The organism is Natronorubrum thiooxidans (assembly GCF_900156475.1).
Taxonomy (GTDB): Archaea; Halobacteriota; Halobacteria; order Halobacteriales; family Natrialbaceae; genus Natronorubrum; species Natronorubrum thiooxidans.
Window position 1 is genome coordinate 24,312 of sequence record NZ_FTNR01000001.1, and the last position, 24,504, is coordinate 48,815.

Annotated in this window: 27 protein-coding genes and 1 tRNA gene; 24 read left to right on the top strand and 4 right to left on the bottom strand. The window is 64.0% G+C overall.

The window, feature by feature from the left end:
* The first annotated feature begins 161 nt into the window (after positions 1-161).
* The 6 genes from BW940_RS00110 to BW940_RS00125 all read left to right on the top strand — a co-directional run bounded on the left by BW940_RS00110 (position 162) and on the right by BW940_RS00125 (position 5,621).
* Positions 162-1,055: a dihydrodipicolinate synthase family protein gene (locus BW940_RS00110; RefSeq protein ID WP_076607163.1), complete on the top strand. Its 894-nt coding sequence runs from the start codon at positions 162-164 to the stop codon at positions 1,053-1,055.
* Between the two features lie 178 nt (positions 1,056-1,233).
* Complete coding sequence (locus BW940_RS21415; protein WP_152938868.1) at positions 1,234-1,398, top strand: hypothetical protein; 165 nt, start codon at positions 1,234-1,236, stop codon at positions 1,396-1,398.
* 2 nt (positions 1,399-1,400) lie between these two features.
* Positions 1,401-2,924, top strand: coding sequence for a glycosyl hydrolase family 28-related protein (locus BW940_RS00115; protein WP_076607164.1), 1,524 nt, complete (start codon positions 1,401-1,403; stop codon positions 2,922-2,924).
* A gap of 71 nt (positions 2,925-2,995) precedes the next feature.
* Positions 2,996-3,121 carry a hypothetical protein gene (locus BW940_RS22315; protein ID WP_268875521.1) on the top strand — a complete coding sequence of 42 codons (126 nt, stop codon included), beginning with the start codon at positions 2,996-2,998 and terminating at the stop codon, positions 3,119-3,121.
* Complete coding sequence (gene mutL / locus BW940_RS00120) at positions 3,118-5,232, top strand: DNA mismatch repair endonuclease MutL (protein ID WP_076607165.1); 2,115 nt, start codon at positions 3,118-3,120, stop codon at positions 5,230-5,232. Before BW940_RS22315 ends, mutL begins: the two co-directional genes overlap by 4 nt.
* Before the next feature lie 179 nt (positions 5,233-5,411).
* Entirely contained in the window at positions 5,412-5,621 is a 210-nt protein-coding gene (locus BW940_RS00125; RefSeq protein WP_076607683.1) for a hypothetical protein, read from the top strand.
* 191 nt (positions 5,622-5,812) lie between these two features.
* On the opposite strand, the gene BW940_RS00130 is transcribed toward BW940_RS00125, so the two are convergent.
* Positions 5,813-7,087, bottom strand: a complete 1,275-nt coding sequence (locus tag BW940_RS00130) for an MFS transporter (protein ID WP_076607166.1) — start codon at positions 7,085-7,087, stop codon at positions 5,813-5,815.
* 120 nt (positions 7,088-7,207) lie between these two features.
* Between BW940_RS00130 and rtcA the strand changes: the two genes are divergently transcribed.
* The 7 genes from rtcA to BW940_RS00165 all read left to right on the top strand — a co-directional run bounded on the left by rtcA (position 7,208) and on the right by BW940_RS00165 (position 13,367).
* Positions 7,208-8,314: an RNA 3'-terminal phosphate cyclase gene (rtcA, locus tag BW940_RS00135; RefSeq protein ID WP_076607167.1), complete on the top strand. Its 1,107-nt coding sequence runs from the start codon at positions 7,208-7,210 to the stop codon at positions 8,312-8,314.
* A gap of 149 nt (positions 8,315-8,463) precedes the next feature.
* Entirely contained in the window at positions 8,464-9,417 is a 954-nt protein-coding gene (gene kdgK1 / locus BW940_RS00140) for a bifunctional 2-dehydro-3-deoxygluconokinase/2-dehydro-3-deoxygalactonokinase (RefSeq protein ID WP_076607168.1), read from the top strand.
* Positions 9,418-9,665: 248 nt separating this feature from the next.
* A complete protein-coding gene (locus BW940_RS00145) occupies positions 9,666-10,688 on the top strand; it encodes a thiamine pyrophosphate-dependent dehydrogenase E1 component subunit alpha (protein ID WP_076607684.1) in 1,023 nt (340 codons plus the stop codon).
* The gene (locus tag BW940_RS00150) at positions 10,685-11,698 is read left to right on the top strand and encodes an alpha-ketoacid dehydrogenase subunit beta (RefSeq protein WP_076607169.1); all 1,014 of its coding nucleotides are present in this window, start codon (positions 10,685-10,687) and stop codon (positions 11,696-11,698) included. Before BW940_RS00145 ends, BW940_RS00150 begins: the two co-directional genes overlap by 4 nt.
* Positions 11,695-11,973 carry a lipoyl domain-containing protein gene (locus tag BW940_RS00155; protein WP_076607170.1) on the top strand — a complete coding sequence of 93 codons (279 nt, stop codon included), beginning with the start codon at positions 11,695-11,697 and terminating at the stop codon, positions 11,971-11,973. Before BW940_RS00150 ends, BW940_RS00155 begins: the two co-directional genes overlap by 4 nt.
* 150 nt (positions 11,974-12,123) lie before the next feature.
* The gene (locus tag BW940_RS00160) at positions 12,124-12,594 is read left to right on the top strand and encodes an Hsp20/alpha crystallin family protein (protein ID WP_076607171.1); all 471 of its coding nucleotides are present in this window, start codon (positions 12,124-12,126) and stop codon (positions 12,592-12,594) included.
* Between the two features lie 239 nt (positions 12,595-12,833).
* Complete coding sequence (locus BW940_RS00165; RefSeq protein WP_076607685.1) at positions 12,834-13,367, top strand: GNAT family N-acetyltransferase; 534 nt, start codon at positions 12,834-12,836, stop codon at positions 13,365-13,367.
* Positions 13,368-13,371: 4 nt separating this feature from the next.
* On the opposite strand, the gene BW940_RS00170 is transcribed toward BW940_RS00165, so the two are convergent.
* Positions 13,372-14,019 carry a helix-turn-helix domain-containing protein gene (locus tag BW940_RS00170; RefSeq protein ID WP_076607172.1) on the bottom strand — a complete coding sequence of 216 codons (648 nt, stop codon included), beginning with the start codon at positions 14,017-14,019 and terminating at the stop codon, positions 13,372-13,374.
* 81 nt (positions 14,020-14,100) lie between these two features.
* Here BW940_RS00170 and BW940_RS00175 point away from each other — a divergent pair, with 81 nt between their 5' ends.
* Positions 14,101-15,468: a cytochrome P450 gene (locus BW940_RS00175; RefSeq protein ID WP_076607173.1), complete on the top strand. Its 1,368-nt coding sequence runs from the start codon at positions 14,101-14,103 to the stop codon at positions 15,466-15,468.
* A gap of 4 nt (positions 15,469-15,472) precedes the next feature.
* Here the strand turns inward: BW940_RS00175 and BW940_RS00180 are convergent, their stop codons facing one another.
* Both BW940_RS00180 and BW940_RS00185 read right to left on the bottom strand, forming a co-directional pair.
* Positions 15,473-16,771 carry an RNB domain-containing ribonuclease gene (locus BW940_RS00180; protein WP_076607174.1) on the bottom strand — a complete coding sequence of 433 codons (1,299 nt, stop codon included), beginning with the start codon at positions 16,769-16,771 and terminating at the stop codon, positions 15,473-15,475.
* A 99-nt stretch (positions 16,772-16,870) separates the two neighbouring features.
* Positions 16,871-17,164, bottom strand: a complete 294-nt coding sequence (locus tag BW940_RS00185; protein ID WP_076607175.1) for a DUF7562 family protein — start codon at positions 17,162-17,164, stop codon at positions 16,871-16,873.
* Positions 17,165-17,287: 123 nt separating this feature from the next.
* Between BW940_RS00185 and BW940_RS00190 the strand changes: the two genes are divergently transcribed.
* From BW940_RS00190 to BW940_RS00235, 10 genes are all read left to right on the top strand, one after another.
* Positions 17,288-17,767: an RNA-binding protein gene (locus BW940_RS00190; RefSeq protein WP_076607176.1), complete on the top strand. Its 480-nt coding sequence runs from the start codon at positions 17,288-17,290 to the stop codon at positions 17,765-17,767.
* A 189-nt stretch (positions 17,768-17,956) separates the two neighbouring features.
* Positions 17,957-18,319 carry a cell division protein SepF gene (locus tag BW940_RS00195; RefSeq protein ID WP_006064815.1) on the top strand — a complete coding sequence of 121 codons (363 nt, stop codon included), beginning with the start codon at positions 17,957-17,959 and terminating at the stop codon, positions 18,317-18,319.
* A gap of 82 nt (positions 18,320-18,401) precedes the next feature.
* Positions 18,402-19,052: a helix-turn-helix domain-containing protein gene (locus BW940_RS00200; RefSeq protein WP_076607177.1), complete on the top strand. Its 651-nt coding sequence runs from the start codon at positions 18,402-18,404 to the stop codon at positions 19,050-19,052.
* A 169-nt stretch (positions 19,053-19,221) separates the two neighbouring features.
* Positions 19,222-20,370 carry a citrate synthase gene (gene citZ, locus BW940_RS00205; protein WP_076607178.1) on the top strand — a complete coding sequence of 383 codons (1,149 nt, stop codon included), beginning with the start codon at positions 19,222-19,224 and terminating at the stop codon, positions 20,368-20,370.
* A 114-nt stretch (positions 20,371-20,484) separates the two neighbouring features.
* The gene (locus BW940_RS00210) at positions 20,485-20,934 is read left to right on the top strand and encodes a gamma-glutamylcyclotransferase family protein (RefSeq protein ID WP_394329392.1); all 450 of its coding nucleotides are present in this window, start codon (positions 20,485-20,487) and stop codon (positions 20,932-20,934) included.
* A 253-nt stretch (positions 20,935-21,187) separates the two neighbouring features.
* A complete protein-coding gene (gene ilvA / locus BW940_RS00215; protein ID WP_076607179.1) occupies positions 21,188-22,399 on the top strand; it encodes a threonine ammonia-lyase in 1,212 nt (403 codons plus the stop codon).
* Between the two features lie 43 nt (positions 22,400-22,442).
* Positions 22,443-22,823, top strand: coding sequence for a Rid family detoxifying hydrolase (locus BW940_RS00220; protein WP_076607180.1), 381 nt, complete (start codon positions 22,443-22,445; stop codon positions 22,821-22,823).
* Between the two features lie 3 nt (positions 22,824-22,826).
* Complete coding sequence (locus BW940_RS00225; RefSeq protein WP_076607181.1) at positions 22,827-23,102, top strand: hypothetical protein; 276 nt, start codon at positions 22,827-22,829, stop codon at positions 23,100-23,102.
* Between the two features lie 27 nt (positions 23,103-23,129).
* Positions 23,130-23,211, top strand: a tRNA-Ser gene (locus BW940_RS00230).
* A 411-nt stretch (positions 23,212-23,622) separates the two neighbouring features.
* The gene (locus tag BW940_RS00235) at positions 23,623-24,336 is read left to right on the top strand and encodes an SOS response-associated peptidase (protein ID WP_076607182.1); all 714 of its coding nucleotides are present in this window, start codon (positions 23,623-23,625) and stop codon (positions 24,334-24,336) included.
* Positions 24,337-24,504 lie beyond the last annotated feature (168 nt).

Here is a 24,504-nt window from a genome sequence, read left to right on the forward strand (position 1 = left end):
TAGATACGCAAAGAAGCGAGAAAACTATTCGCACCTCTCATGTGGCCGTTCAGTAATTCCTGTGACACTCTCTGGGGAACTGTTCAGACGGTAGCTTCAGTACCGTCGCGGTGTCACGACGAGCAGGTACGTTTTTGCAGTCGCCGCGAAACCACCATGGTATGGAACTCCACCACGCGCTCTCCGGTATCACCTGTCCGGTCGTCACGCCGTTCGACGACGCGGGCGCGATCGACGACGACGCGTTCGTTGACGTCCTCGAGCAGCTCCTCGAGGGTGGCATCGACGGCGTTTTTCCGTGTGGCACGACGGGTGAGTTCGCCAGTCTCACGCGCGAGGAGCGCCGGCACGTCCACGACCTCGCGGTCGAACACGCCGGTGGCGAGGTGCCGGTGCTCGCCGGTGCGGCCGCAACGAGCGTCGCCGAAGCGGTCACCTACACCGAAGACGCGGCCGACGCCGGTGCCGACGCCGCAGTCGTCACGCCGCCGTACTTCCATACGGCGAACGACCCGGCTGGGAACCGGCGATTCCTCGAGCAGGTCGCTGATCAGTCGCCGCTCCCCGTGTTGCTCTACAACATCCCGGTCTGTACGGGCGGGCGGATGGAGCCCGAAACCCTCGCGGCCGTCGCGACCCACGACAATATCGTCGGGCTGAAAGACTCGAGTGGCGACCTCGAGTACTTCCTCTCGGTCATGCGCCAGACGCCCGACGACTTCTGCATGCTGCAGGGGTACGACGCGCTGCTCGTTCCCGCTCTCCGGATGGGTGCCGACGGCGGACTGAACGCGCTGTCGAACGTCGCGCCCCAGCAGTACGCTGAGCTGTACGAGACGTTCGACGAGCGCCGCGGCGAGGCGTTACAGGACGCCATCGCCCCACTGTTCGACGCCTGTGCCAGCCACGGCTTCGCGCCGGCGACGAAGGCTGCCCTCGAATATCGCGGCGTCGTTCCCACCGACGCCGTCCGGCCGCCGCTCGTCGAGGTCCCCGAAGCCGATCGCCCGGCGATCGCCAGCGCTGTCGACGACCTGCTTTTGCCAGCAAACTAATATTTTTATTGCGGGTGAAAGGCGACTCGATGACCGTCACCGAAACGCCTGTCGACTGCTCTGCCGACTCGAGGCCGTCGACGATATCCTCGAGTCGACGCGATGGCTGCCGTGTGAATCGCTGTCGCCCTGATCGGTCTCTGATTATGTTCATGCAGTACCGAAATACCGTGCTACTATGAACGGTACGGGGCTCCGGCGACGGGACGTCCTCGCCACAATCTCCGCCGGGTGCGTGACGGTCGCAGGAAGTACGGCCGACGAACTGACGGAGACGCCTGCAGAGGAGACGCCGGCCGCCCTCTACGGACTGGCGTACGGACGCGGATACGGGACTGAGTAGCCATGGCTGATCGAACACCGCGGCTCGGGCTCGGCACGTACGAACGAGGCGACGAGTGGGACCACACCGACACGGTCGAGGCGGTCGACGAGCACGCAATCGTCCGCGGTCCGATCGCCGAGCGACCGGCCGAGGGCGAGTACGACGACGAACTCTACCACGCGATCGATCAGGGGATTACCTGGCGCTGGGACGCCGAAAACGGCGACTGGACGTACTTCAGCGGTCGCGGCAGCCCCGACCAGCCGGTGCCGGGGACGAGCCACTTCGAGGCAGCACGCTTCGAGTCGGCACGGCTCGTCAACGCGCGGACCGAAGAGACTCCGGTGTGGAACGTCGAGGCCCACGGGATCGAGGGCGATGGGACAACCGAGGTCGGTCAAGCCGTCCACGACCTCTTCGAGACGGTCGCCGAGGCTGGCGGCGGGATCGTCTACTTCCCGCCCGGGCGATACCTCCTCGAGCGGACGCCGCTGATCGGGGACGATACGATCGTGCGTGGTGCAGGTCGTGCGACGGTTTTCGAGGGGCCACGGCCCGACGGTGAGGAGGGACGGGCCCTCCTCTCGAACCGAGGGTACGACGAATCGGGCTACGCTGGCGCGTCGAACTGGGCGGTCTGTGACGTCCGAATCGATGCCCCGAACGCGACGGGTATCATGCCCGCCCACGCGGAAAACGTTCGGTTGGAACGGATCTACGGCGATGCCGTCTACTATCATCACATCGATGTCGTCTCCTGTAAGAACGTTACCATCGACGGCTTCTGGGCGACGTGTGGTGGCGCGGGGAACTCGGATGCGCCGGTGCAGTTCGACAGCCAACAGCCGGGAACCGCCTGGAACGGCGTCTGGAACGGCAAAACCGACACACTCGTCGCGGGCGATGACACGCCGAGTGCGAACTGTACCCTGACAAACTTCGAGATCGATCCGACGAACGACCCTGACCACGGCGTCCACCTCCATCGCGGGAGCAACGACTCGATCACGATCAAAGACGGCTACATCTCCGGCTGTCAGCACTCGGCGATCAGGGTCGACGCCGGTGAACTGGTCGACGATTTGATCATCGACGGCGTCTCGTGTCTCGAGAACGCACGCGGGATCTCGATCGGTCACCTCGAGAACGGCCGGCGGGCATTGACGATCGACAACGTCACGATCCGCACTGACGACAGCGAGCTGGCGTCCGGCTCGGGGCTGTACGCGTCCGGCTTCGCCAGCGCTGCGATCTCGAACGTCGTCGTCGACGGCGCGTTCACGAACGCGATCATCTTCGACGATATGGACGACCTCAAACTGACCACCGTCACGGCGAAAGGAGCGGCCCATCAAGCGTTCCGATTCAGGGACAATGTCGACGCGACGCTCACGACCGCGCGCGCAGCGGACTGTGGCACTGCGGGGATCTACTCGGGACCCGGCAGCAGTGTCGCCTACGGCGGTGTCACCTTCGACGATGTCGGGACAGAGGTCGTCGTCGACGGCGAGACTCGAGCGTGGACCACGTCGACGTCGTCGTAACTGCCGGCACGCTCGACCGAGTCTGATCAGTAATCCACAGTTTAACTTCGGTTGACCACTACTGAACCCGTATGCATCGAACGATCGGACGCGACGGACGATCGACGGCCGACCGACCGGATCGACTTCAAACGACCGGCACACGTCCCGATTCCGACGTTCACGACCGCACCGACCTCGAGCGGAGCGAGCCATGACCGGCACCGACGACCAGCGAGCGAACACGGACATCCACCAACTCGACGAGGACACCGTCGCCCGGATCGCCGCCGGCGAGGTCGTCGAACGCCCCGCCAGCGCAGTCAAAGAACTCGTCGAGAACAGCCTCGACGCCGACGCCTCGAGCGTCGACGTCACCGTCGAGGAGGGTGGAACCGAGTCGATCCGCGTCGCGGACGACGGTGCGGGCATGAGCGAGGTAGACCTCCGGGCCGCCGTTCGCCAGCACACGACGAGCAAGATCGACGGCCTCGAGGATCTGGCCTCGGGCGTCGCCACCCTCGGCTTTCGCGGCGAGGCGTTACACACCATCGGCTCCGTCTCGCGGCTGACGATCAAATCCCGGCCCCGAAACGCCGACGGCGCGGGCACGAAACTCGTCTACGAGGGCGGCGAGGTGACGAGCGTCGAGCCGGCAGGCTGTCCCGCGGGCACCATCGTCGAGGTCGACGACCTCTTCTATAACACGCCCGCGCGTCGAAAGTTCCTCAAGACGACGGCGACGGAGTTTGCCCACGTCAACCGCGTCGTCACCCGCTACGCGCTCGCGAACCCCGATGTGGCCGTCTCCCTGACCCACGACGGCCGCGAGGTGTTTGCGACGACGGGCCAGGGCGACCTGCAAGCCGCCGTCTTGTCGGTCTACGGCCGCGAAGTCGCGTCGGCGATGATCCCCGTCGACGCCGACGGTGAGGAGTTGCCTCCCGGCCCACTCGAGTCCGTCTCCGGGCTCGTCTCTCACCCCGAAACCAACCGCTCGAGTCGGGAGTACCTCGCCACCTACGTCAACGGCCGCGCCGTCACCGCAGACGCCATTCGCGAGGGGATCATGGGGGCCTACGGCACCCAACTGGGTGGCGACCGGTATCCGTTCGTCACGCTCTTTCTCGAGGTGCCCGGCGACGCCGTCGACGTCAACGTCCACCCGCGCAAACGGGAGGTCCGCTTCGACGATGACGACGCTGTCCGCCGGCAAGTCGACGCCGCCGTCGAGTCGGCGCTGCTCGAGCACGGCCTCCTCCGCTCGCGGGCCCCCCGCGGTCGATCGGCTCCCGGCGAAGCGCGCCTCGAGCCCGGGGCTGCTCGAGGCGGCGACGGGTCGTCGAGCGACGAGCCTGCACGGGAGCCGCTCTCGAGTCCGGACGACGTGAGCGCTGGCGCTGGCGCACGCTCGGAATCGACGGCCGCCACCGCCTCGGCTGGCACCGACTCGAGCGAGACCCCGGCGGGTTCCGAGTCGGGCGACACGGCAGCGGCTGCGGAGTCGGATGAGACGACAGCGACGGCAGACGCGAGCGAGGCGACGGCATCGACACCGTCCTCGAGTACCCGTGATCGAGACGCGACTCGCTCGAGCGACGATTCCGCGACGGGTCGAGACGACTCGAGCGGGGCTTCCGAGCCGGACCGCAAGTTCGATGCTGGTACCGAACAGCAGACACTCACTGGCGATGTCGCGACCGGCGACGAAACCGCGTTCGACTCGTTGCCGCCGCTGCGCGTGTTGGGGCAGTACACCGACACCTACCTCGTCTGTGAGACGGCCGACGGCCTCGTGTTGATCGACCAGCACGCCGCCGACGAGCGGGTCAACTACGAGCGGCTTCAGCAGGCGTTTGCCGACGACCCCGCCGCACAGGCGCTGGCCTCGCCGGTCGACCTCGAGTTGACTGCCGTCGAAGCCGAGGCGTTCGAGAGCTACCGGGAGGCGCTCTCCCGGCTCGGATTCTACGCCGATCGGGTCGACGACCGAACGGTCGCCGTGACGACGGTGCCCGCGGTGCTCGAGGAGACACTCGAGCCCGAACAGCTCAGAGACGTCCTCGCATCGTTCGTCGAGGGCGACCGTGAGGCGGGTGCCGAGACGGTCGACGCGCTGGCCGACGAGTTCCTCGGTGATCTGGCCTGTTATCCGTCGATCACCGGGAATACGTCGCTGACCGAAGGGTCGGTCGTCGAGCTGCTCGAGGCGTTAGACGGCTGTGAGAACCCCTACTCGTGTCCACACGGTCGTCCAGTGCTCGTCCAGTTCCATCAGACGGAGATCGAAGACCGGTTCGAACGGGATTATCCGGGCCATCAGGGCTGATCCGACAGACGCCGCTGTGGCGCCTGCTGGCGTTTCTGTGGTGTCTTCGGCCAATTCAAGCTATAGTAGCCACTGAACGTCAATGCACACCTGATCGCACGACGACTATGCGATCAGTGTGTAAATCGTTTCAGTTGTTACTATATTCGCTTACCCCCTCCTCGACCGGAGTGGCTGGCATGAACGTTCCAACCGATCGGCTCCTGTTGATGCTCGTTGCTGCGACTGGGTTCGCTGTCGTCGCTGGCGGGTGGGCAGCGGCTCTCGTCCACGCCGAGGCAACCGGATCGGAAGAACTCGTCCTCCGAGTGATCATCGGGGCAGTCTTCTTTGCCGTCCTGCTTGGCTTCTGGACCCTGCTTTCCAGTACGGACGACCAAACGGCGTGAGTGGTACTGACCACTTATACGGACCGCTGTACCTATTTACCGCCGATCGCCAGCACGGGGTCGGCGATCGGCGGTAATTGACTCCAGTAGACCGTATCAGACGGCCGTCGATGTGACACGCCGATTCGGTCTGCTCGAGCGTGCAGTCGCGCTCGAACGATTCGGATTGTACTCCGTCGGAAACGGGGGCATCAGCGCTGCTCGTGCCGATACAGCCAGATCGCACAGAGAAACGCAATCGCGCCGGCGGCTGTCGCGATGGCAAACGCGATCTGGTAGCCGAGTTCGGTGTAAACACGGGTACCGCCGACGAGTTCTCCGGCCCAGTAATCATCGAGTGCCCACCCCATCGCTGTCGGAAGAATCGCTGCCCCGAAAAAGCTCGCGCCGTTGATCGTTCCCGTCGAGAGCCCGCTTGCATTGGCCGGGTGGCGTTCCTTGACGATCGCATACGCAAGCAGGAACGATCCCATCAACAGACCACTGAGAACGTACACGAGGCCAACGACCGGCAGCGGCGGATCGCCAACGACGGCGATGATGCCCAGACTACCCGTAAACAGGCCCCCACCGGCGACGATCAACTCGACCCGTCGCTCGAGTCGATCGGAGAGCCAGCCGATCGCCGGCGGGCCGACCATGATGCCGACGCTGCCAGCCAGCGTGAACACGGACGCATACGTGACGGAGACGTCGTATATCTGGACGATGTAGGGGACGCCCCAGAGTCCGAACAGGGTGAGGTTCACCCCGGTAACACAGAACAGCATGACGCTGACGACCCAGACCAACGGATCTCGAAGGATGTCCGAAAGCGACGTCTTGAGCTGGGCGTTCGTCAGTGTCGACTGTCCTGGCACCCCCTCGAGCGGCTCGAAACCGGCTTCCGTCGGCGTGTCACGGACCAGCGCGAAGACGACGACAGCAAACAGCAGGCCGACGACGCCGAAGCCACCGATCGCCGGTCGCCAGCCGGCGCTATCGACGAGTATCGCAAGCGGTGTGGTCGCGAGGACGCCACCAAACCCAGAGAACGCGAAAGTGAGGCCGTTCATTGTTGCGAACTCGTCGGCGCGATACCAGTTCGCACAGAACCGAAGGATGCAGACGAAGATCACGCTGCCGCCGAGGCCGACGAGGCCGCGGGCCGCGACGGCGGTGAGATAGCTGTCGGCGAACGCAAACCAGATCACGCCGACGTTCATCACCGCTGCACCGGCCGTCGCTGTTCGTCGTGGCCCGATCCGGTCGGCGAGGATCCCCGTCGGGATCTGCATGACGGCGTACACCCAGAAGAAGATCGCGTGCAGCGTTCCCAGTTGTGTGCCCGTCGTCTCGAACGCGCCCATGAGCTCCTCTGCGAGCACCGCCGAGGAGAGCCGATTCATGTTGACGAGCAGAAAGACGACGCCGAGCGTCGCCCAGAGGAGCCACCGCCGTCTGAGTGGGTCCGTCCACAGTTGCATTCGGTGACAGTCTCCGCTGACGGAGTGAAAAGTTTGGCCAAGCGGCACGCTGGGAACCGACGCCGCGGTGGAACCAGCTCCACCACCAACGGTAGGGCACTCGAGGCCGTACCGGCTGCTATGACCGCCGTACACGAACTCGACGGCTCGGAGGCGGGCGGACAGTTCGTCCGAACCGCACTGGCGCTGTCGGTCCTCGAAAACGAACCCGTTCGCCTCGAGCACATCCGTGGGAACCGACCGAATCCCGGGCTCGCCCACCAGCACCTGGCCGTCCTCGAGACGATGGTCGAACTCTGTGACGCCGAGGTTTCGGGGGCAGAACTCGACTCGGAGACGGTCGTGTTCGATCCCGCTCTCGAGTCGACGACGGGGGCGACGGGCTGGCGCGGACAGGAGCGCGGCCGTCTGCCGGGTGGAGAGTACGCTGTTGACATCGGCACGGCCGGCAGCATAACGCTGCTGTTCGACACCCTCCTGCCGCTCGCGTCGGTGCTCGACGCGCAGCTTTCGGTGACAGTCACCGGCGGGACGGACGTCAAGTGGTCGCCGCCGCTCGATTACGTCCGCCACGTCAAACTCCCACTGCTTCGCCGGTTCGGTCTCACCGCGGCCTGTGAGGTCGACCGCCGCGGGTTCTATCCCAATGGCGGCGGTCGGGCGACGCTGCATCTCGCGCCCTCGAGTCTCGAGTCGATCACCCTCACCGAACGCGGGCCGCTCGAGGGAGTCCGACTCTATTCGGTCGAATCGGCCTCGCTCGCCGACCGCGACGTCGCTCACCGACAGGCCGAAGGCGCACTCGAGCGACTGTCGCTCGAGGAGACCGACCTCGACCTGATCGAACGCCATGAGGCGACCGTGACGAGTCCCTCTCCGGGCTCGGCGATCGTCCTTCGGCTCGATCACGGGACCGGAATCGCGGGCTTTTCAGCGCTCGGCGAACGGGGCACGCCGGCCGAACGCGTGGGTGAGGACGCCGCCGACGCTGCGAACCGATTCCTCGAGCACGCGGGCGAGCGCGCGCCACCGGTCGACCGCCACATGGCCGATCAGCTGCTCGTCTACCTCGCACTCGAGGGCGGCCGGCTGCGCGTTCCCGACGTCACGGATCACGTCGCCACGAGCTGTGAGCTCCTCGAGGCCTTCGGCGCGCGACTCGAGATCACACACGACGAGGCAGGGGAGCCGGCGCTCGTGACCGTCGAGTCGACGGTCGATGCGTAATCACGGTGCTCGACGCGTCGCTGACCCGTCATCGGTTCCCATACACTTTAGTAAATCAACATAACGTCACAACTTATACGATAGCCGTTCGTTGATCCGGGTATGGCCGACACACACAGCACCGGAGGCTCCATCTGGAGGACCGAGCCGTGAGCGATATCGTCACCTTCGGCGAGACGATGCTCAGGCTGTCGCCGCCGGACAACGAGCGCCTCGAGGACGCCGCCACGTTCGAGGTCCGTGCGGCGGGCGCAGAGAGCAACGTCGCGATTGCCGCGGATCGACTGGGCGCGACGGCGACCTGGCTCTCGAAGGTACCGGAGACGCCGCTTGGCCGGCGCGCCGTCGGCGAACTCCGCCAGCACGGGATCGAAACCGACGTCGTCTGGAGCCACCGCGGTCGACAGGGGACGTACTACCTCGAGCAGGCGGGCAAGCCTCGCGGGACGAACGTCGTCTACGACCGGGAAAATGCTGCCATCACGACTGCAGAGGCCCGCGAGTTCGATATCGACCAGATACAGGACGCCCGCGTCTTCTTTACGACCGGCATCACGCCGGCGCTCTCCTCGACGCTGCGGGAGACGACGATGAATATGCTCAAGGCGGCCAAACAGGGCGGGACGACGACCGCGTTCGACTTCAATTATCGGCGCAAGCTCTGGTCGCCCGAGGAGGCCAAACAGACGATGACGAAACTGTTTCCGGGGATCGACGTGCTCGTGATCGCCGCTCGCGACGCCCGGGACGTCCTCGGCTTCGAGGGCGACCCGCGACAGCTCGCCCACAAACTCGGCTCCCAGTACGACTTCACCACCGTCGTCGTCACCCGCGGGGCCGACGGCGCTGTCGGCTGGCACGACGGCGTCGTCCACGAACAGGCGGTCTATGAAACCGAGACGGTCTCCCAGATCGGCACCGGCGACGCCTTTACCGGCGCGTTTATCGCCCGCCGGCTCCACGGCGAGGACGTCTCCACCGCCCTCGAGTACGCCGCGGCGACGGCGGCACTCAAGCGGACGATCCCCGGCGACGTCGCGCTGGTCACCAAGGAGGAAGTCGACGCGGTTGTCGCCGACGGCGGGACGGCACTCTCTCGCTGACGCCGTGAGCGCGACACGGTCACAGATCGACCGATTCGTGTTTGTCGTCACTTTCGTCCCGCAGCGGTCGCATTTCTCGCCGTTCGCCCACCGGTCGTTTATCCGACGGCGTTCGACTCGAGCGCACTGTCGACTCCGACACCGTCGCGTGACTGTCAGGCTGTGAAGGTGGTGAACAACGTTATACTAGCTGGTGGGGTGTATCCGGACGGATCATGGGAACTGTCACCACAACACAGCTACGGTCGATGTACGAGGATATGGTAACGGCGCGATACTACGAGGAGCGCCTGCAAGAGGAGTACATGGAGGGGAAGACGCCGGGGTTCGACATCAGTGCCGGGCCGATCCCGGGTGAACTCCACCTCGCGGCGGGCCACGAGGCGACCGCGGCCGGCGTCTGTGCGCATCTGACCGACGAGGATACCGTTACGGCACCGCACCGGCCACACCACATCGCCATCGCGAAAGGTGTCGATCTGAAACGGATGACTGCGGAGATTTTCGGCCGGGAGACGGGGCTCAGCGCCGGCAAAGGCGGGCACATGCACCTGTTCGATCCCGACGTCAACTTCGCCTGTAGCGGCATCATAGCCCAGGGCTGTCCGCCCGCCGTTGGCGCGGCGCTGGCTGCCATGAAGCGCAACGAATCCAGCGTCGCGGTCGCCTACCTCGGCGAGGGCGCGATCAGTCAGGGGGCCTTCCTCGAGTCGCTCAACCTCGCGAGCGTCCACGACCTCCCCGTAATCTTCGTTGTCGAGGACAACGACTGGGCGATCAGCATGCCCAAAGGACGGATCAGCGCGCCACCGGATGGCTCGAGACGTGCCGACGGGTTCGACATGCCGGGAGTTCGGATCGACCACGACGACGCCACCGCGGTCTCCGAGGCCGCCGCCGAGGCGGTCGGGCGCGCTCGAGACGGCAACGGACCGACGCTCATGTCAGTGCAGGTCCACCGCCGGATGGGTCACTTCATGGGCGACCCGGAAACGTATCGCCCCGAGGCCGACCAACAGCGCCATCAGGAGCGGGATTCCATCGAGCGCCTGGCGTCCGATCTTGAAGCCGCCGGCGTTGACGAAGACGAACGGGAGACGATTCGTGAGGACGCCCACGAGCGCGTTGACGACGCCATCGAGTGGGCCAAAGACCAGCCCGAACCGGAGCCCGAGGCCGCCCTCGAGGACGTATTCTCGAATCCGCCGTCGGGTGTGACAGACGAGGATCCGACGCCCGAGTTCGCCGGTGACGGAGGTGCGAATCGATGAGCGACGACGGCGGGCGACAGGCAACGATGAGCACGGCGATGGTCGAGGCCATCGCGACCGAGATGCGAGACAACGACGAGGTATTTTATATGGGCGAAGACGTCGCCGACTACGGCGGCATCTTCGATTCGACGGACGGCCTCCTCTCCGAGTTCGGTCACGATCGGATCATGGACGTCCCGATCAGCGAGACGGCCTACATCGGCGCGGCGGTCGGGGCCGCACAGGAGGGGATGCGGCCGATTGCCGAGTTGATGTTCGCCGACTTCTTCGGCGTCTGTATGGACCAGCTCTACAACCAGATGGCCAAAAACACCTACATGAGCGGGGCGAACGTGAGCGTCCCGATGGTCCTGACGACGGCCGTCGGCGGGACCTACAGCGACGCAGCCCAACACTCCCAGACGCTGTACGGCACCTTCGCCCATCTCCCGGGAATGAAAGTCGTCGTCCCGTCGACGGCCTACGACGCCAAGGGGCTGCTGCACAACGCCATCCGGGACGACGATCCGGTCGTCTACATGTTCCACAAGCGCCTGATGGGGATCGGCTGGATGCCGGCCCCCGACGGCCCGAAAACCGCCGTTCCTGATGAACCCTATACGATCCCGTTCGGGCAAGCCGACGTCAAACGCGAGGGTGCTGACGTCACCGTCGTCACGCTCGGCTTGCACGTCCACCGCGCGCTCGAGGCCGCCGCGAAACTCGCCGACGACGGCATCGACGTCGAGGTGATCGATCTCCGGACCCTCGTGCCACTTGACGAAGCGACGATCCTCGAGTCGGTTCAAAAGACCGGGCGACTCGTCGTCGTCGACGAGGACTACCGCTCGTTCGGCCTCACCGGCGAGGTCATCTCCCGCGTCGTCGAGGCCGAGCCGGACGCCCTCGAGGCGGTCGAACGGCTCGCCATTCCCGACGTTCCCCTGCCGTACGCACGGCCGCTCGAGAACAGGGTGATCCCGGACAGCGACGACATCGAAGATGCGATTCGGCAGACCCAGCCATGAGTGACGACGGATCGCGCGTGGCGCTCGATTCGGCCGACTTCTGGCCCGAGGATACGGACGAAGCGGAGGGACTCGTCCTCGACTGGTATGTTAGCGAGGGCAGTCAGGTCGACGACGGTGACCTGCTCTGTGAGTTCCAGGTCGAAAAGATCGACGTCGAGGTCGCCGCCCCGACGAGTGGGACCGTCGACGAGATCGTCCTCGAGAAAGACGCGGAACTCGAGCGCGGCGACACGCTCGCGTATCTCATGCCGGAGAGGGAGTCCGAGCGCTGACCTCGTCGGGAGCACCCGGCGGTTCCTCGACATCGAACCGGCTGTGCGAACTGAAACTGACGATAATTCTGTTAGACGGCCGGTTTCGTGTGCTAACTCACATCTAGTAATCCTTATGCTTCCCAGTCGCCTAGAGATGTCCGATTCTCCATGAAATCTTTCGATGAGATGAACCGCATGTTTCGCGAGATGGACCGCGCCTTCGACCAGCTCCGATCGACCTGGCTGTCCGAGTTCGATACGCCCGGCTTCCGTCCCGCTCTCGAGAGCCGGTCCGAACACGAGCTGACCCCGATGCTCGGCGCGGACATGGCTGCGACCCTCGAGGACGAAGGCGACCGCTACGTCTACGTGATGGATCTGCCGGGGTTTGAGAAGTCGGACATCGAACTCACGTTCGACGACGGCCTCCTGTCGATCCGGGCCCAGACCGACGTCGAGGAGGGCTCCGACGCCTACCGATCCGTCCGCTCGCGTCGGGTCGGACGTCAGGTTCCCATCCCGAACGCGATCGTCACCGACGAGATCACCGCCAGCTATCACAACGGCGTCCTCGAGGTGCACCTGCCGATCGTCGACGACGACCGTGAGGACGACAGCCACCACATCGAGATCGAGTGAGCCGATCGGTGGCGCGCTCGGACCCGTTCGGCACACCGGCCAGCGACCGTCCCGACCACTTTCTCGACGAGCGTTTCAGCATTTATACTTCTAGACGGATGGAGTAATCTCCCACGTCCATACGACACCGACGCTGAAACATCCAGCCCCTGTTCACTGCCTCCCCATCATATCAGTATCCGTACAACCAATCAACGGCTGGCCATGTCCTTTTCCCTCCCGATATGATACGGGTACACGTGACCCATGCGGTCCGACAGGCGACCGTCGACGATATCTGGGCTGTCCACGCGACAGCGCGCCAGAGTTGGCACGCTGCGTACGACGATCTCCTCGGTGCCGACCGCGTCGACGACATCGTCGACGAGTGGTACGCGATCGGCGACCTCGAGTCGTCGATCAGCGATACGAGCGGCCGCGCTGACGCTGCCTTTCTGGTCGCCGAGGGCAGCGACGCCGCCACCGGCGACGGGTTCGCAAGCGACTGTCGCGGCTTTGCACACGTCGTTCCGTGGCCCGAGGACGCCACTGTGGGATATCTGACTCGACTCTACGTCCGGCCCGACATGTGGGGTGAAGGTGTCGGGACCACACTACTCGAGGCGCTTGAGACGGCTCTCGGCGACACGTTCGATCGGCTGCGACTGGCCGTCCTCGCCGACAACGAGCGCGGGATTTCATTTTCCGAAGCTGCCGGGTTCAAACACGTCGCGACGCGGGAGACGGATCTGCCCAACGGCCTCGAGGAGTCCGTCTACGAGAAATCGGTTTAGGCGTTCACCGCCCGAGTGCCGCGTCGACAAGCGCTGACTCGGCAGTGCGAAGCAACGTCGACGCCGCGCTTTCCGAACAGCCGAGGTCGTCGGCGACCCTCGCCAGCGACGCCGTCCGCGGGACGTCGTAGTAGCCGAGGTCTTGAGCCGTCTCGAGCGCCTCGAACTGGCGGCCGGTCACCCTCCCGGCGAGCGTTTCCGCCCGCCGGTGATGCTCACTGACGCGCTCGACCTCGACACCGACGTCGTCGGGAACGCGCTCGAGGACGCCCGCTAACGCGTTCGGTTCGCCGAGGATGCTGAGCTGTGCCGTTTGCCGGCCGGTGTAGACGATCGGTGGGACGATCACGAGTCCGAGGTCGTCGAAGATTCCCATCAGCGTCGCATCGACGGTACGGAGATCCAACACCGCGTAGCCGTAGTACGTCCCTTCCCCGACGGGCGTGAGTTCGTACCGGCGGACAATCTCGAGGTCGGCGGCTGCGTCGCGGGCCGCTTCGGGATCACCGACGAACCGCGAGAGAAACCGCAGTGTTTCGCTACCGGTGTCGATGTCCCAAGACAGCAGCTCCTCTCGGTAGACCGCGTCCGCGTCGGGCGTCGGGAGTTGCATCGACTGCGGGAGTCGCAGGGTGAGATCCGCCGAGTGCATATCCAGTCGTCCGTCACCCAGTATAATGAAGTTCAGTGCTTCGCGGAAACGACGACATCAGTGTCGATCGATTGCTCGAGTATGATCGATTCACGCTCGCCGGCGATCGACACGACGCACGATCTCGAGGCGACAACGCCGCCGCGACTCGACGGAGTACCGGTGATCGGGAGTTCGCTCTCGATCATGCGTGATGCGCTCGCGTTCACAGAGGCGGCACGCGAGCGCGGCGACGTCGTGGCCTACGAGGCGTTCGGCGCCGACATGGCCGCCGTCTTTGATCCCGACGTCGTCGAGCAGGTACTGGTTTCGCGCAGCAACGAGTTCTGGAAAGGCGAACTCGACAGGGAGTTCGGCGATCGCATCGCCCACGATGGCGTGGTGTTCACTGAGGGTGAGCGCTGGCGTCGCCAGCGGACCGTCCTCCAGTCGTGGTTCACGCCAGACCGGATCGAAGCGTACGCTGACTGCATGGTCGCGGAGGCCGCGACGCTCGCCCACGGCTGGGACGACGGCGACATCGTCGACGTAGGAGACCCGCTCTCGGCGTTCACCCTCCGGGTGCTCACGAAGACGTTATTCGACCTCGAGTTCGACGACGAGCGGGCGGCCACGGTCAGACGGGCGACCCGCGCGCTGTCGACCTACGCCAGTCCTCGCGGCTTCGCGCTCCGCACGCTCTTGCCCTCGTGGATTCCAACGCCGGCCGAACCGGCGTACGAGCGCGCGATGGACGACCTCGACGCCCTCGTCTCGAGGCTGGTCACCCAGCGGCGCGAGGCGGACGCAGACGGTGAGGATCTCCTCTCGTTGCTCGCGAGCGTGGAATATCCTGACGGCACTCGGATGGACCCCGAGACCGTCCGCGACCAGCTCGTCACCCTCCTCGTCGCCGGTCACGAGACGAGCGCCACCGCGCTCACGTTCGCCTGCTGGTGTCTCGCCGGCGACGACGCGGTTCGAACGCGTCTCGAGCGCGAACTCGAGGCCGTCTGTGGCGACCGCGATCCGACGATCGTCGACCTCCCGGATCTCGAGTACACTGACGCGATCGTCAACGAGACGCTTCGCCTCTATCCGCCGGTGACGGACCTCTACCGCGAGGCCGGCGAGACGACGACTCTCGGTGGCTACCGGATCCCAGCGGGGACGACCCTCCAGCTTTCTGCCTATGGGATTCACCGCGACGAGCGGTGGTGGGACGCACCCGAGACGTTTCGACCGGGCCGGTGGCTCGAGGACCGTGACCGTCCCGAGTACGCGTACTTCCCGTTCGGCGGCGGGCCGCGCCATTGTCTCGGGATGCGTTTTGCGACAGTCGAACTGAAACTCGCGCTTGCAACCCTCGCTCGGCGACTCGAGTTCGAGCGCGTCACTGAGTCGCTGTCGCCTGCGGCCGGCCTCACGCTCGATCCCGGCACTGTCGAACTGCGGATCAACAAACGGTAGCCGACTACAGCGTTTTCTCTGCTTCGTCCTCGTCGACGACTTCGATCCCACGGTTGTTGACCGCCATCGGATCGAGGCCGACCTCCTGGAGGAAGGTCTTGTACTCGCGTTCGCACTGCTCGGCGTCTTTTTGCTTGTCGCTGGCCCGATCACAGAGTTCGATGAGGTTCTCCGGGACGTCGTTCTGGTAGACGATCCAGTGGTTGATCAGGTCGCTGAGTCGGCGGATCGGGCTCGTGAAGTGGCCGTAAATCTCGAAGTTCAGCGCGTGGTGGCCGCCGAACGGGTCGTTCATGTACTTCGCGCGGGGCATCACCTTCATCACCGCCCACTGGATCTTATCGAGTTGGCGGGCGGGCGCGTCCTCGAGCGTCGCGTTAACGGCCTTTCGCGGGTCATCCCAGGTGCTGCCGGGGATCGAGACGCCATCCAGGTCCTGAATCTCCTGCAGGGCTTCAGACCACTCGTCGGGGCTTGGCTGTGGGTGAACCCGGTACATCGCCTCGACGCCGCGATTCCACATGAGCTCGTGCGTGACGGCCTTGTTGGCCTTGAGCATGCACTCCTCGATGATCGTGTGGGCGCGGTCTCGAGCGGGATTCAAGACGAGCGAGCCGTCCTCTTTGCGCTGTTCGTGCATCCGGTCTGCGACCTTGTGCACCAGTTTGTTCTCCTCGTGCAACGGTGCGTCGGGGTCCTCGAGGCGATTCTCGGCCTGGGAGTAGGTGAGTCGCTCGTCGGATTCGATGACCGACTTGTAGATGTCAATGGTCTCATAGCCAAGATGCTCTTTGTCCAGGTGCATCTCGACGGTGTGGGCCAGTCGATCCTCGTTGGGGACCAGTGAACAGACCGTCTCGGCCAGCACGGGCGGGAGCATGTGGATCGTATAGCCCGGGAGATAGACCGTGTTCCCGCGCTCGACGGCTTCGTCCCACATCGCCGTCTCAGGGTTGACGTAGTGGGTCACGTCGGCGATGTGGACCCAGAGGACGTACTCGTCCTCGCGTTCCTCGATCGACAGCGCGTCGTCGAAGTCCTGTGCGTCGATTGGGTCCGTCGTCCACGTCGTCAACTCTCGCAGATCTTTCCGTTCGTCGAGTTCGTCCTGGATCTCCGCCTCGACGCCTTCGGTTCGTGCCTCGGCTTCCTCGAGGACTGCTGGCGGAAACTCGCCGCGAATCTCGAGTTTTTCGAAGAGTTCCTCGCGTTTGTTCTCGAGATGTCGTCCGAGTTCCTCACTGATCTCGACTGGGCCCTGCCCGTCGGCCGTACCGGCTTCGGCCTGTGCGTCGTCACTCATACAGATGGGTACGAACGAAAGCGTAAAAGTCGTGTCGGGACGGCCGGCACAGTCAGCCGCCGGTCGCGACGCCCCGAAACTGACAGACGGTCGCCGGGATCAGGATTCTTCCTCCAGCGTTCCGTACCGTTCTTCGACGAGCGCCAGATAGCCCGAGAGAAACGCCTCCTGATCGATATTGCCGGCCTCGCTCTCGATGAGCAACTCCTCGAGTTCGTCCCGTGGCTGGCGACACAGCGCCTCGTGACAGGGTGTACACAGATACTCGAACGTCTTGTCCTCGCGATCCCAGCGGTCGCCGTGTTTGTCGTACTCGCGGGCTGCCGACCGGGCGACCTGCTCACCACAGGACAGGCACGTGACCGTCTCAGTGCGGCTCCGTGAGGGCCACATAGCTACCACGACGTCATGAGAATACTTAGCAATTGTCACATTCGTCGCCAACACCGACTGTCACGGTGGTAGATCGGTCGGCGGAACGGGCCTTTTATTTCTGGACCGCCCGTTTGGCCGCGTATGCAGGTCAAATCTCGCCATCATCTCCGCAGCGACGCCGTCTCGGATCTCGAAGCAACTCTCGAGGAGCAACTCGGCGTCTCGCCCGACGGTGACGCCTACGAGCGTGTCGAATTCGAGAACACTGACTGGGAAGTCATCCTCATCGATGGCGAGCCACAGGTCGCGTACTTCGACGAGGAGCCGTTCCTGACGGTTAGAGGAGCAAACGCCCACGAGCCCGAGCGGCGACTGGTCACGGTCGATGCTGGGGCAATCTCGTTCGTCAGCGACGGTGCAGACGTGATGCGCCCGGGTATCACGACGGCCACCGATGACATCTCGCCCGACGATCTGGTCGTCATCGCCGAGGAAACCCACGGCAAGGTGCTTGCCGTCGGCCGCGCCCGCGTCGAGGGCACGGAGATGGTCGGTGACGAGGGCAAAGTCGTCGAGTCGCTTCACCACGTCGGCGACGATCTCTACGAGTTCGCCGGGTAGTCACCCGTCTGCTTCTGCGAGTGACCCCGCCTCGAGGGCGTCGTCGACGGCGGCGTGTTCGTTGACGAACGGACAGCGTTGTCACTCTCTTTTCGATCCGTTCAGGGCGTTCGTTCCAGCGATCAGTACCGGAACACAAGACTGTGTCTGACGTAAGAACTATACTGACGGCGGCGGTGGGTTACGCCAATGGGATTTATGAGCAAAATTCTCGGCGGGAGTCAGTCGCGGACGGCCGAGGATTACGTCGAACTGAATCTCGACGACGTATCGGCGAGTTCGGCTGACGCGGCGATGCAGGTCCATATCGCCGAGGTCAGCGGACAAGCCGACGCCATCGACATCAAAGACGCCGTCTACGACGGCGATATCGTCATCGCGGACATCACGCGCCTGCGGACCGAAGACAGCACCGTCGAACACATCATCGACGAACTCCGCCAGGTCGCCCACGAGGTCGACGGTGACATCGTTCGGAAAGGCGACGATCAGATGATCATCACGCCGACCGGTGTCCGGATCAGCCGCGAAAAACTGGGGCAACGAGCGTAACCCGCGGTCCCTGCTCTGACGAGTTTTCACCGGCCGGGAATTCTGGCGGCTGGTTATTGTAACTGAGACCGAAGCGATGCGTATGAGTGGGTTTCGAGCAACAGTCGTCGTCGACGATCCGACAGGCTGTCCGATTGCCGATGTTTCTTCGACTACTGATACCATTACCTCCGTCACGCGCTCGAGTGCGTCGACGGACGGAGGTGTTGTCGAGGAGTTCGGCGTTGCTGATGGGTCGTCGACGGAGACGGTCGACGCCAGCACCGAGGCCGAACTGACGCCGATCCAGACGACCGAGCAGGAAGACATCTATCGGTTCGAGCGGGATGCTGACGCTGGGTGTGCGTGTGAAATCATCGAACAAACTGGAACGCCGATCTCGGCCGTTCGCGCACAGAACGGCTCGCTGCTGTTGACGTTTCGGACGCTCGACCTCGAGGTAGTGGCCGAAATCGTCGGCGACCTCCGTGCCGAGTTCGACGGCGTCCTCGTGGAGGACCTCACGCAAGACCAGGACGACGAATCGACGGATCCCGTCATTGTCGACCGGGAGCTGTTGACGACGCGCCAGCGGGAGATCATCGAGGCGGCCCACGAACTGGGCTATTTCGAGTATCCAAAAGGGGCAAACGCGACCGACGTCGCCGAGGAACTCGACATCGCTCGCTCGACGTTGACCGAGCATTTGGCTGCTGGACAGACGAAGCTGTTGAACGCCATTCTCGAAAAATAATGTAAAATACTCCACCCCGAAGATTAAACAGTGAACGTATGTCTATTCCAGGGCCGGAACTCCCCGTTCAGTTTTTGAATCATCCCAACGAAACGGCGACATCACACGTGTTCGGCCGTGACAGCGAACAAACGACAATACTTTTCCATCGGGGTGCGAAATGCCGAGTATGGTTGACGATCTCAAGAAAGGATTGGAGGGAGTCCTTGTTGCAGAGTCCGGACTCAGCTCGATCGACGGCGCCGAAGGTCGGCTGATCTATCGCGGCTATACGATCGAAGATCTCGCCCGTGGCGCGAGCTACGAGGAAGTCGTCTATCTCCTCTGGCATGGTCATCTCCCGGACGAAGACGAACTCGAGGCGTTCACCGCGGCGCTCAACGAGGAACGCGAAGTCAGCGACGACGTGCTCGCGACGATGGAGCGGCTCGCGGCAGCCGACGAGCAGCCGATGGCCGCACTCCGGACTGCGGTCTCGATGTTCTCAGCCACCGAACCCGAACGCGACGCCGACCCCGAGGACCTCGAGGCAACGCTCCGGAAAGGGCGACGGATCACCGCCAAGATCCCGACCGCGCTCGCGGCCTTCGAGCGCTACCGGCTCGGCGAGGAGCCCCTCGACCCGCACCCTGATCTCGGACTCGCAGCGAACTTCCTGTACATGCTGACCGGCGAGGAACCGAGCGATGTCCACGCCGAAACCTTCGATCAGGCACTCATCTTGCACGCAGACCACGGCCTGAACGCCTCGACGTTTACCTCGATGGTGATCGGGTCGACGATGGCCGACATCTACAGCGCCGTGACCGGCGGTGTCAGCGCGCTCTCCGGCCCGCTCCACGGCGGCGCAAATCAGGACGTCATGGAGGTCCTAAAAGAGATCGACGAGAGCGATCTCGACCACCGCGCGTGGGTCGAACAGGCCACCGAGGACGGCCGACGGATCCCCGGCTTCGGCCACCGCGTCTACGACGTCAAAGACCCCCGGGCGAAGATCCTCCAGGAACGCAGCAAGGAACTCGCCGACAACGGCGAGGACAAGTGGTACAACTACACCACGACCATCGAACAGTATCTCTCCGAGGAGAAAGGGCTCGCGCATAAGGGGATCGCCCCGAACGTCGACTTCTACTCGGGCTCGGTCTACTACCAGCTCGGCATCCCGATCGATATGTACACCCCGATCTTCGCGATGAGCCGTGCCGGCGGCTGGGTCGGCCACGTCCTCGAGTACCAGGAGGATAACCGTCTCATTCGCCCACGTGCACGCTACACCGGCCCGCAGGACAAGACGTTCGTCCCGCTCGAAGACCGATAACGGCGGGTCACTGCCGTGTCCGTTCGGCTCGTTTTTTGCGGCTCCCTCACACGCGACGTGTTGTGTCACACAGAGCCACTCGAGCGACCTGCTCGAGTCGCCAGCCACTGACCGGTGAGCAGCACGGACAAGACGATCGAACCCGAACGGTCGGCCGTGCTGGTCTTCGTCTACGGAACGCTGACCGATCCGGATCGGGTCGAGGTGCTGCTGGGCGACGGCCCCGGTGAGTACGAACTCGGTAGCGACGCCATCCTCGAGGGGCTTCACCGCGTCGATGGCCGCTATCCAACGCTCGCACCTGGTGGAAGCGTCGAGGGACGACTGCTCGCAGTCGATGAACCGGCACTCGAGCGACTCGATCGGTACGAGGGCGTCGACCGCGGGCTGTATACACGGGTTGCTGTGTCGCACACAGACCGGCAGTCGGTCTGGGTCTACGTCGGCGAGCCGGAGCGACTCCATATCGAGGCCGAGACGTCGTGGCCCGACGAACCGTCGTTTCGCGAGGCCGTTCGATCGCATCTCGAGCGAGCAGCGGTCGAGATTCGACCGTCCGAATGACGTTCGTCTGCCGAACGTCAGACATCTCTGGTACCACCGTCCAGGCTTGCGATTTCACTTTCGCTCCGGAGCCATGAGCTTTATATGCTACGCGTTCCCCTCTACACTCGCACGTCACACGCCGTGCATTCCTGTATTCCCTGTCGTGTTGCCGATACGGCAACACAGTCCTGTCGTGGGATTTGGTAACCGCCGGGGCGACTGGCTGCCCAGTCCCCGACAGTCTTACAACACCTGCCGAGTAGTCGGGCGTATGCTCGAACTTGCCGACGTTCTCGAGGCACACGAACGGGTCCGAGAAACGTCCAGACACACGCCACTCGAACACGCACACACGTATTCGGCGATGACTGGCGCTGACGTCCATCTGAAACTGGAGAACTTCCAGCGAACAGGGGCGTTCAAGATCCGTGGGGCAACCAACCGGATCGCGACGCTCTCGGCGGCACAAAAGGATGCGGGCGTCGTCACCGCGAGTGCGGGCAATCACGCCCAGGGCGTCGCGCTCGCAGCGACACGATCGGGCGTCGATTCGAAGATCGTCATGCCCGAACACGCGCCGATTTCGAAGGTCAAGGCGACGAAAAGCTACGGGGCCGAGGTCGTCCTCTCGGGCCGAGACTACAACGAAGCCGCCGAGCGCGCCCACGAAATCGAACGCGAGGAGGGCCGGACCTACGTCCACGCCTTTGACGACGAAGACATCATGGCCGGCCAGGGGACTATCGGCCTCGAGATCCTCGAAGACTGTCCCGACGTCGAAACCGTCGTCGTCCCCATTGGCGGCGGGGGACTCATCAGCGGAATCGCGACGGCGATCAAAGAACAGAAACCCGACACGCGAATCGTCGGCGTGCAGGCCGAGGGTGCCTCGAGCGCTGCAGCCTCCCTCGAGAAGGGCGAACGCGTCTCGCTCGAGGGGGTCGACACCATCGCGGACGGGATCGCGACCCGCAGTGTCGGTGAGCAGACGTTCCCCTACATCCAAAAGTACGTCGACGAGGTCGTCACCGTCTCGGATCCCGAGATCGCCGTCGCGCTGGTCTATCTCCTCGAGCGCTCGAAGACGCTCGTCGAAGGCGCTGGTGCAGTGCCGCTTGCGGCAGTGCTCTTCGAGCAGTTCGACTACGACGATGACGAGACGATCGTTGCTGCCCTCTGTGGCGGCAATATCGATCTCAACACGCTGACGAACGTTATCGTCCGTGGCCTCGTCGAAACCGGCCGCTATCTCAAGATCAGAACCGTCCTGAAAGATCGGCCGGGTGCCCTAGAAGACCTGCTCGATATCTTTACGACTCATCAGGCGAACATCTACGCGATTCACCACGACCGGACCTCCCGTGAGGTCGAGATGAGCGACACCGAAGTCGAGATCGAACTCGAGATGCGCGGCCCCGACCACGTCGATGCCTTCCTCTCCGATCTCCGCGACGCCGGCTACCCAGTCGACATCCTCGCGTAGGCTTTCGCCCCGTTTTAAGCCCGGGCGCGCCGAGGGGTGAGATATGAAACGCATTATCCAGACTGACGACGCACCTGCCGCAGTCGGGGCGTACAGTCAGGCGACGACTGACGACTCGCTGTTGTTCACTGCCGGTCAGATCCCGCTGACGACCGACGGCGAGTTGCTCGCCGACGAGTCGATTGAGGCCCAGACCGAACAGGCGCTCTACAACCTCGATGCCGTCCTCGACGAGGCGGGTGCGACGTCGGCAGACGTCCTCAAAGTCACCGTCTTCCTCGACGATATCGGCGACTTCGACGCGATGAACGAGACCTACGCCGACTACTTCGACGACGAACCACCGGCCCGGAGCGCCATCGAGGTCGCCGCCCTCCCCAAAGGCGTCGGCATCGAACTCGAAGCCGTCGCCTCCCTCGAGTAAGGAATGCGAGCGACCGTTGCCGGGCTCTCCCCGCGGCTCATCTCCGCGCTGTTGTGGGGCGCTGTTGGCGTTTTGGCCTTCCTCGTGCTCGTCCAGGGCTATGCGCTGGTCGTCGAGCCACTCGTCTCGATCACCCAGAGCGCCTTCATTGCCCTCTTCGTCGGCGGTGTGACTGCGGGCAGTGCATACGTCCTCGAGTATCGGATCGCGACGTGGTCGGCCCGCCGCGTAATGGATGAAACCAAGCCACAGGACGGCGACGACAAAAGTAAGAGTTAAACGACCGACGTGGTTACAAAGAGGTAGGCCAGGATGGCCGAACGGTAAGGCGCACGCCTGGAAAGCGTGTTCCCTTTCGGGATTCAGGGTTCAAATCCCTGTCCTGGCGTCTTCTACTGCGAGCAAGACTGCGAGCCGCTCGGCTGTGATTTTGAGACTCGACTCGAGACGCGTCTCTTGTGGGCGCTGGACAACGAGCAGTAGCCGAGCAGTAACAAAAAACGATGGCGCGATGAGCGACCGCGGAGGCGAGACGGTTATCGCTCTATTTCGGCCGGCGAGTCGGTTGCGAGCCAGCAGTTGGGGTCGTCCGGATCTCGAAGCTCTAGCTTGCCGTTTTGACACACCACCAGTTCGTATTGATCCGTCATCGTGACCCCATGGAGCACTCCGGCGGGATCGGATATCGTAACAGGGCGCTTACCACCGGCGTTTGCGGGAGTACGGGGAGCCTACTCGAGTGAGCACCCACACGCCGACGAGCGGACAACGATTTATTCGGGGCCACCGACTGGTCGGTATGTGCGGACGGTACACACTGATGGTCGAGCCGGCGGCGCTCGAGGACCGTTTCGACAGTGAAATCACGGACTCGGCGGCCGTCTCCACACCCCGATACAATATGGCACCGGGACAGCAACTGCCAGTGATCACGGGCGACGACCCCGAGACGATTCGGCACCTCGAGTGGGGGCTTGTGCCGTCGTGGGCCGACGACGACAGCGGTGGGCTCATTAATGCGCGTGCGGAGACGATCGCCGAGAAACCGAGCTTTCGGGCGGCATACGAGCGCCGCCGGTGTCTGGTTCCGGCGGATGGCTTCTACGAGTGGGTCGAGACGAGTGGGGGAAAACGACCCTACCGTGTCGCGTTCGAGGACGACCGGGTCTTCGCGTTGGCCGGCCTCTGGGAACGCTGGGAATCCACCGACGAGACGACCCAGTCCGGCCTCGAGGCGTTCGGTGGCGGCCTCGAGGATGCACCCACGGACGACGGCCCGCTCGAGACGTTCACGATCGTTACCACCGAACCGAACGCCCTCGTCTCGGAGCTTCATCACCGAATGGCCGTGATTCTCGACCCCGAGCGCGAACGCGAGTGGCTGACGGCTGACGAGCCACAGGACCTGCTCGAGCCGTACCCGGCCGAGGAGATGCGTGCGTATCCCGTCTCGCGGGCGGTCAACGATCCGTCGACCGACGAGCCGTCGCTGGTCGAGCCGGTCGACCTGTGACTGCAATTCCAGTTACTCTTAAATATGTCGGAGCATCCCATTCGATCAGCGCTGTAGTAGCGTGTTAACGCACACCATATAGGGGTCTATATCGGCCCGCAGTACGGGGGTTTTGACGGTATTTAATCTGTGTCTGACCGTTGCCCTGAACAGCAGATACCGGTGTAT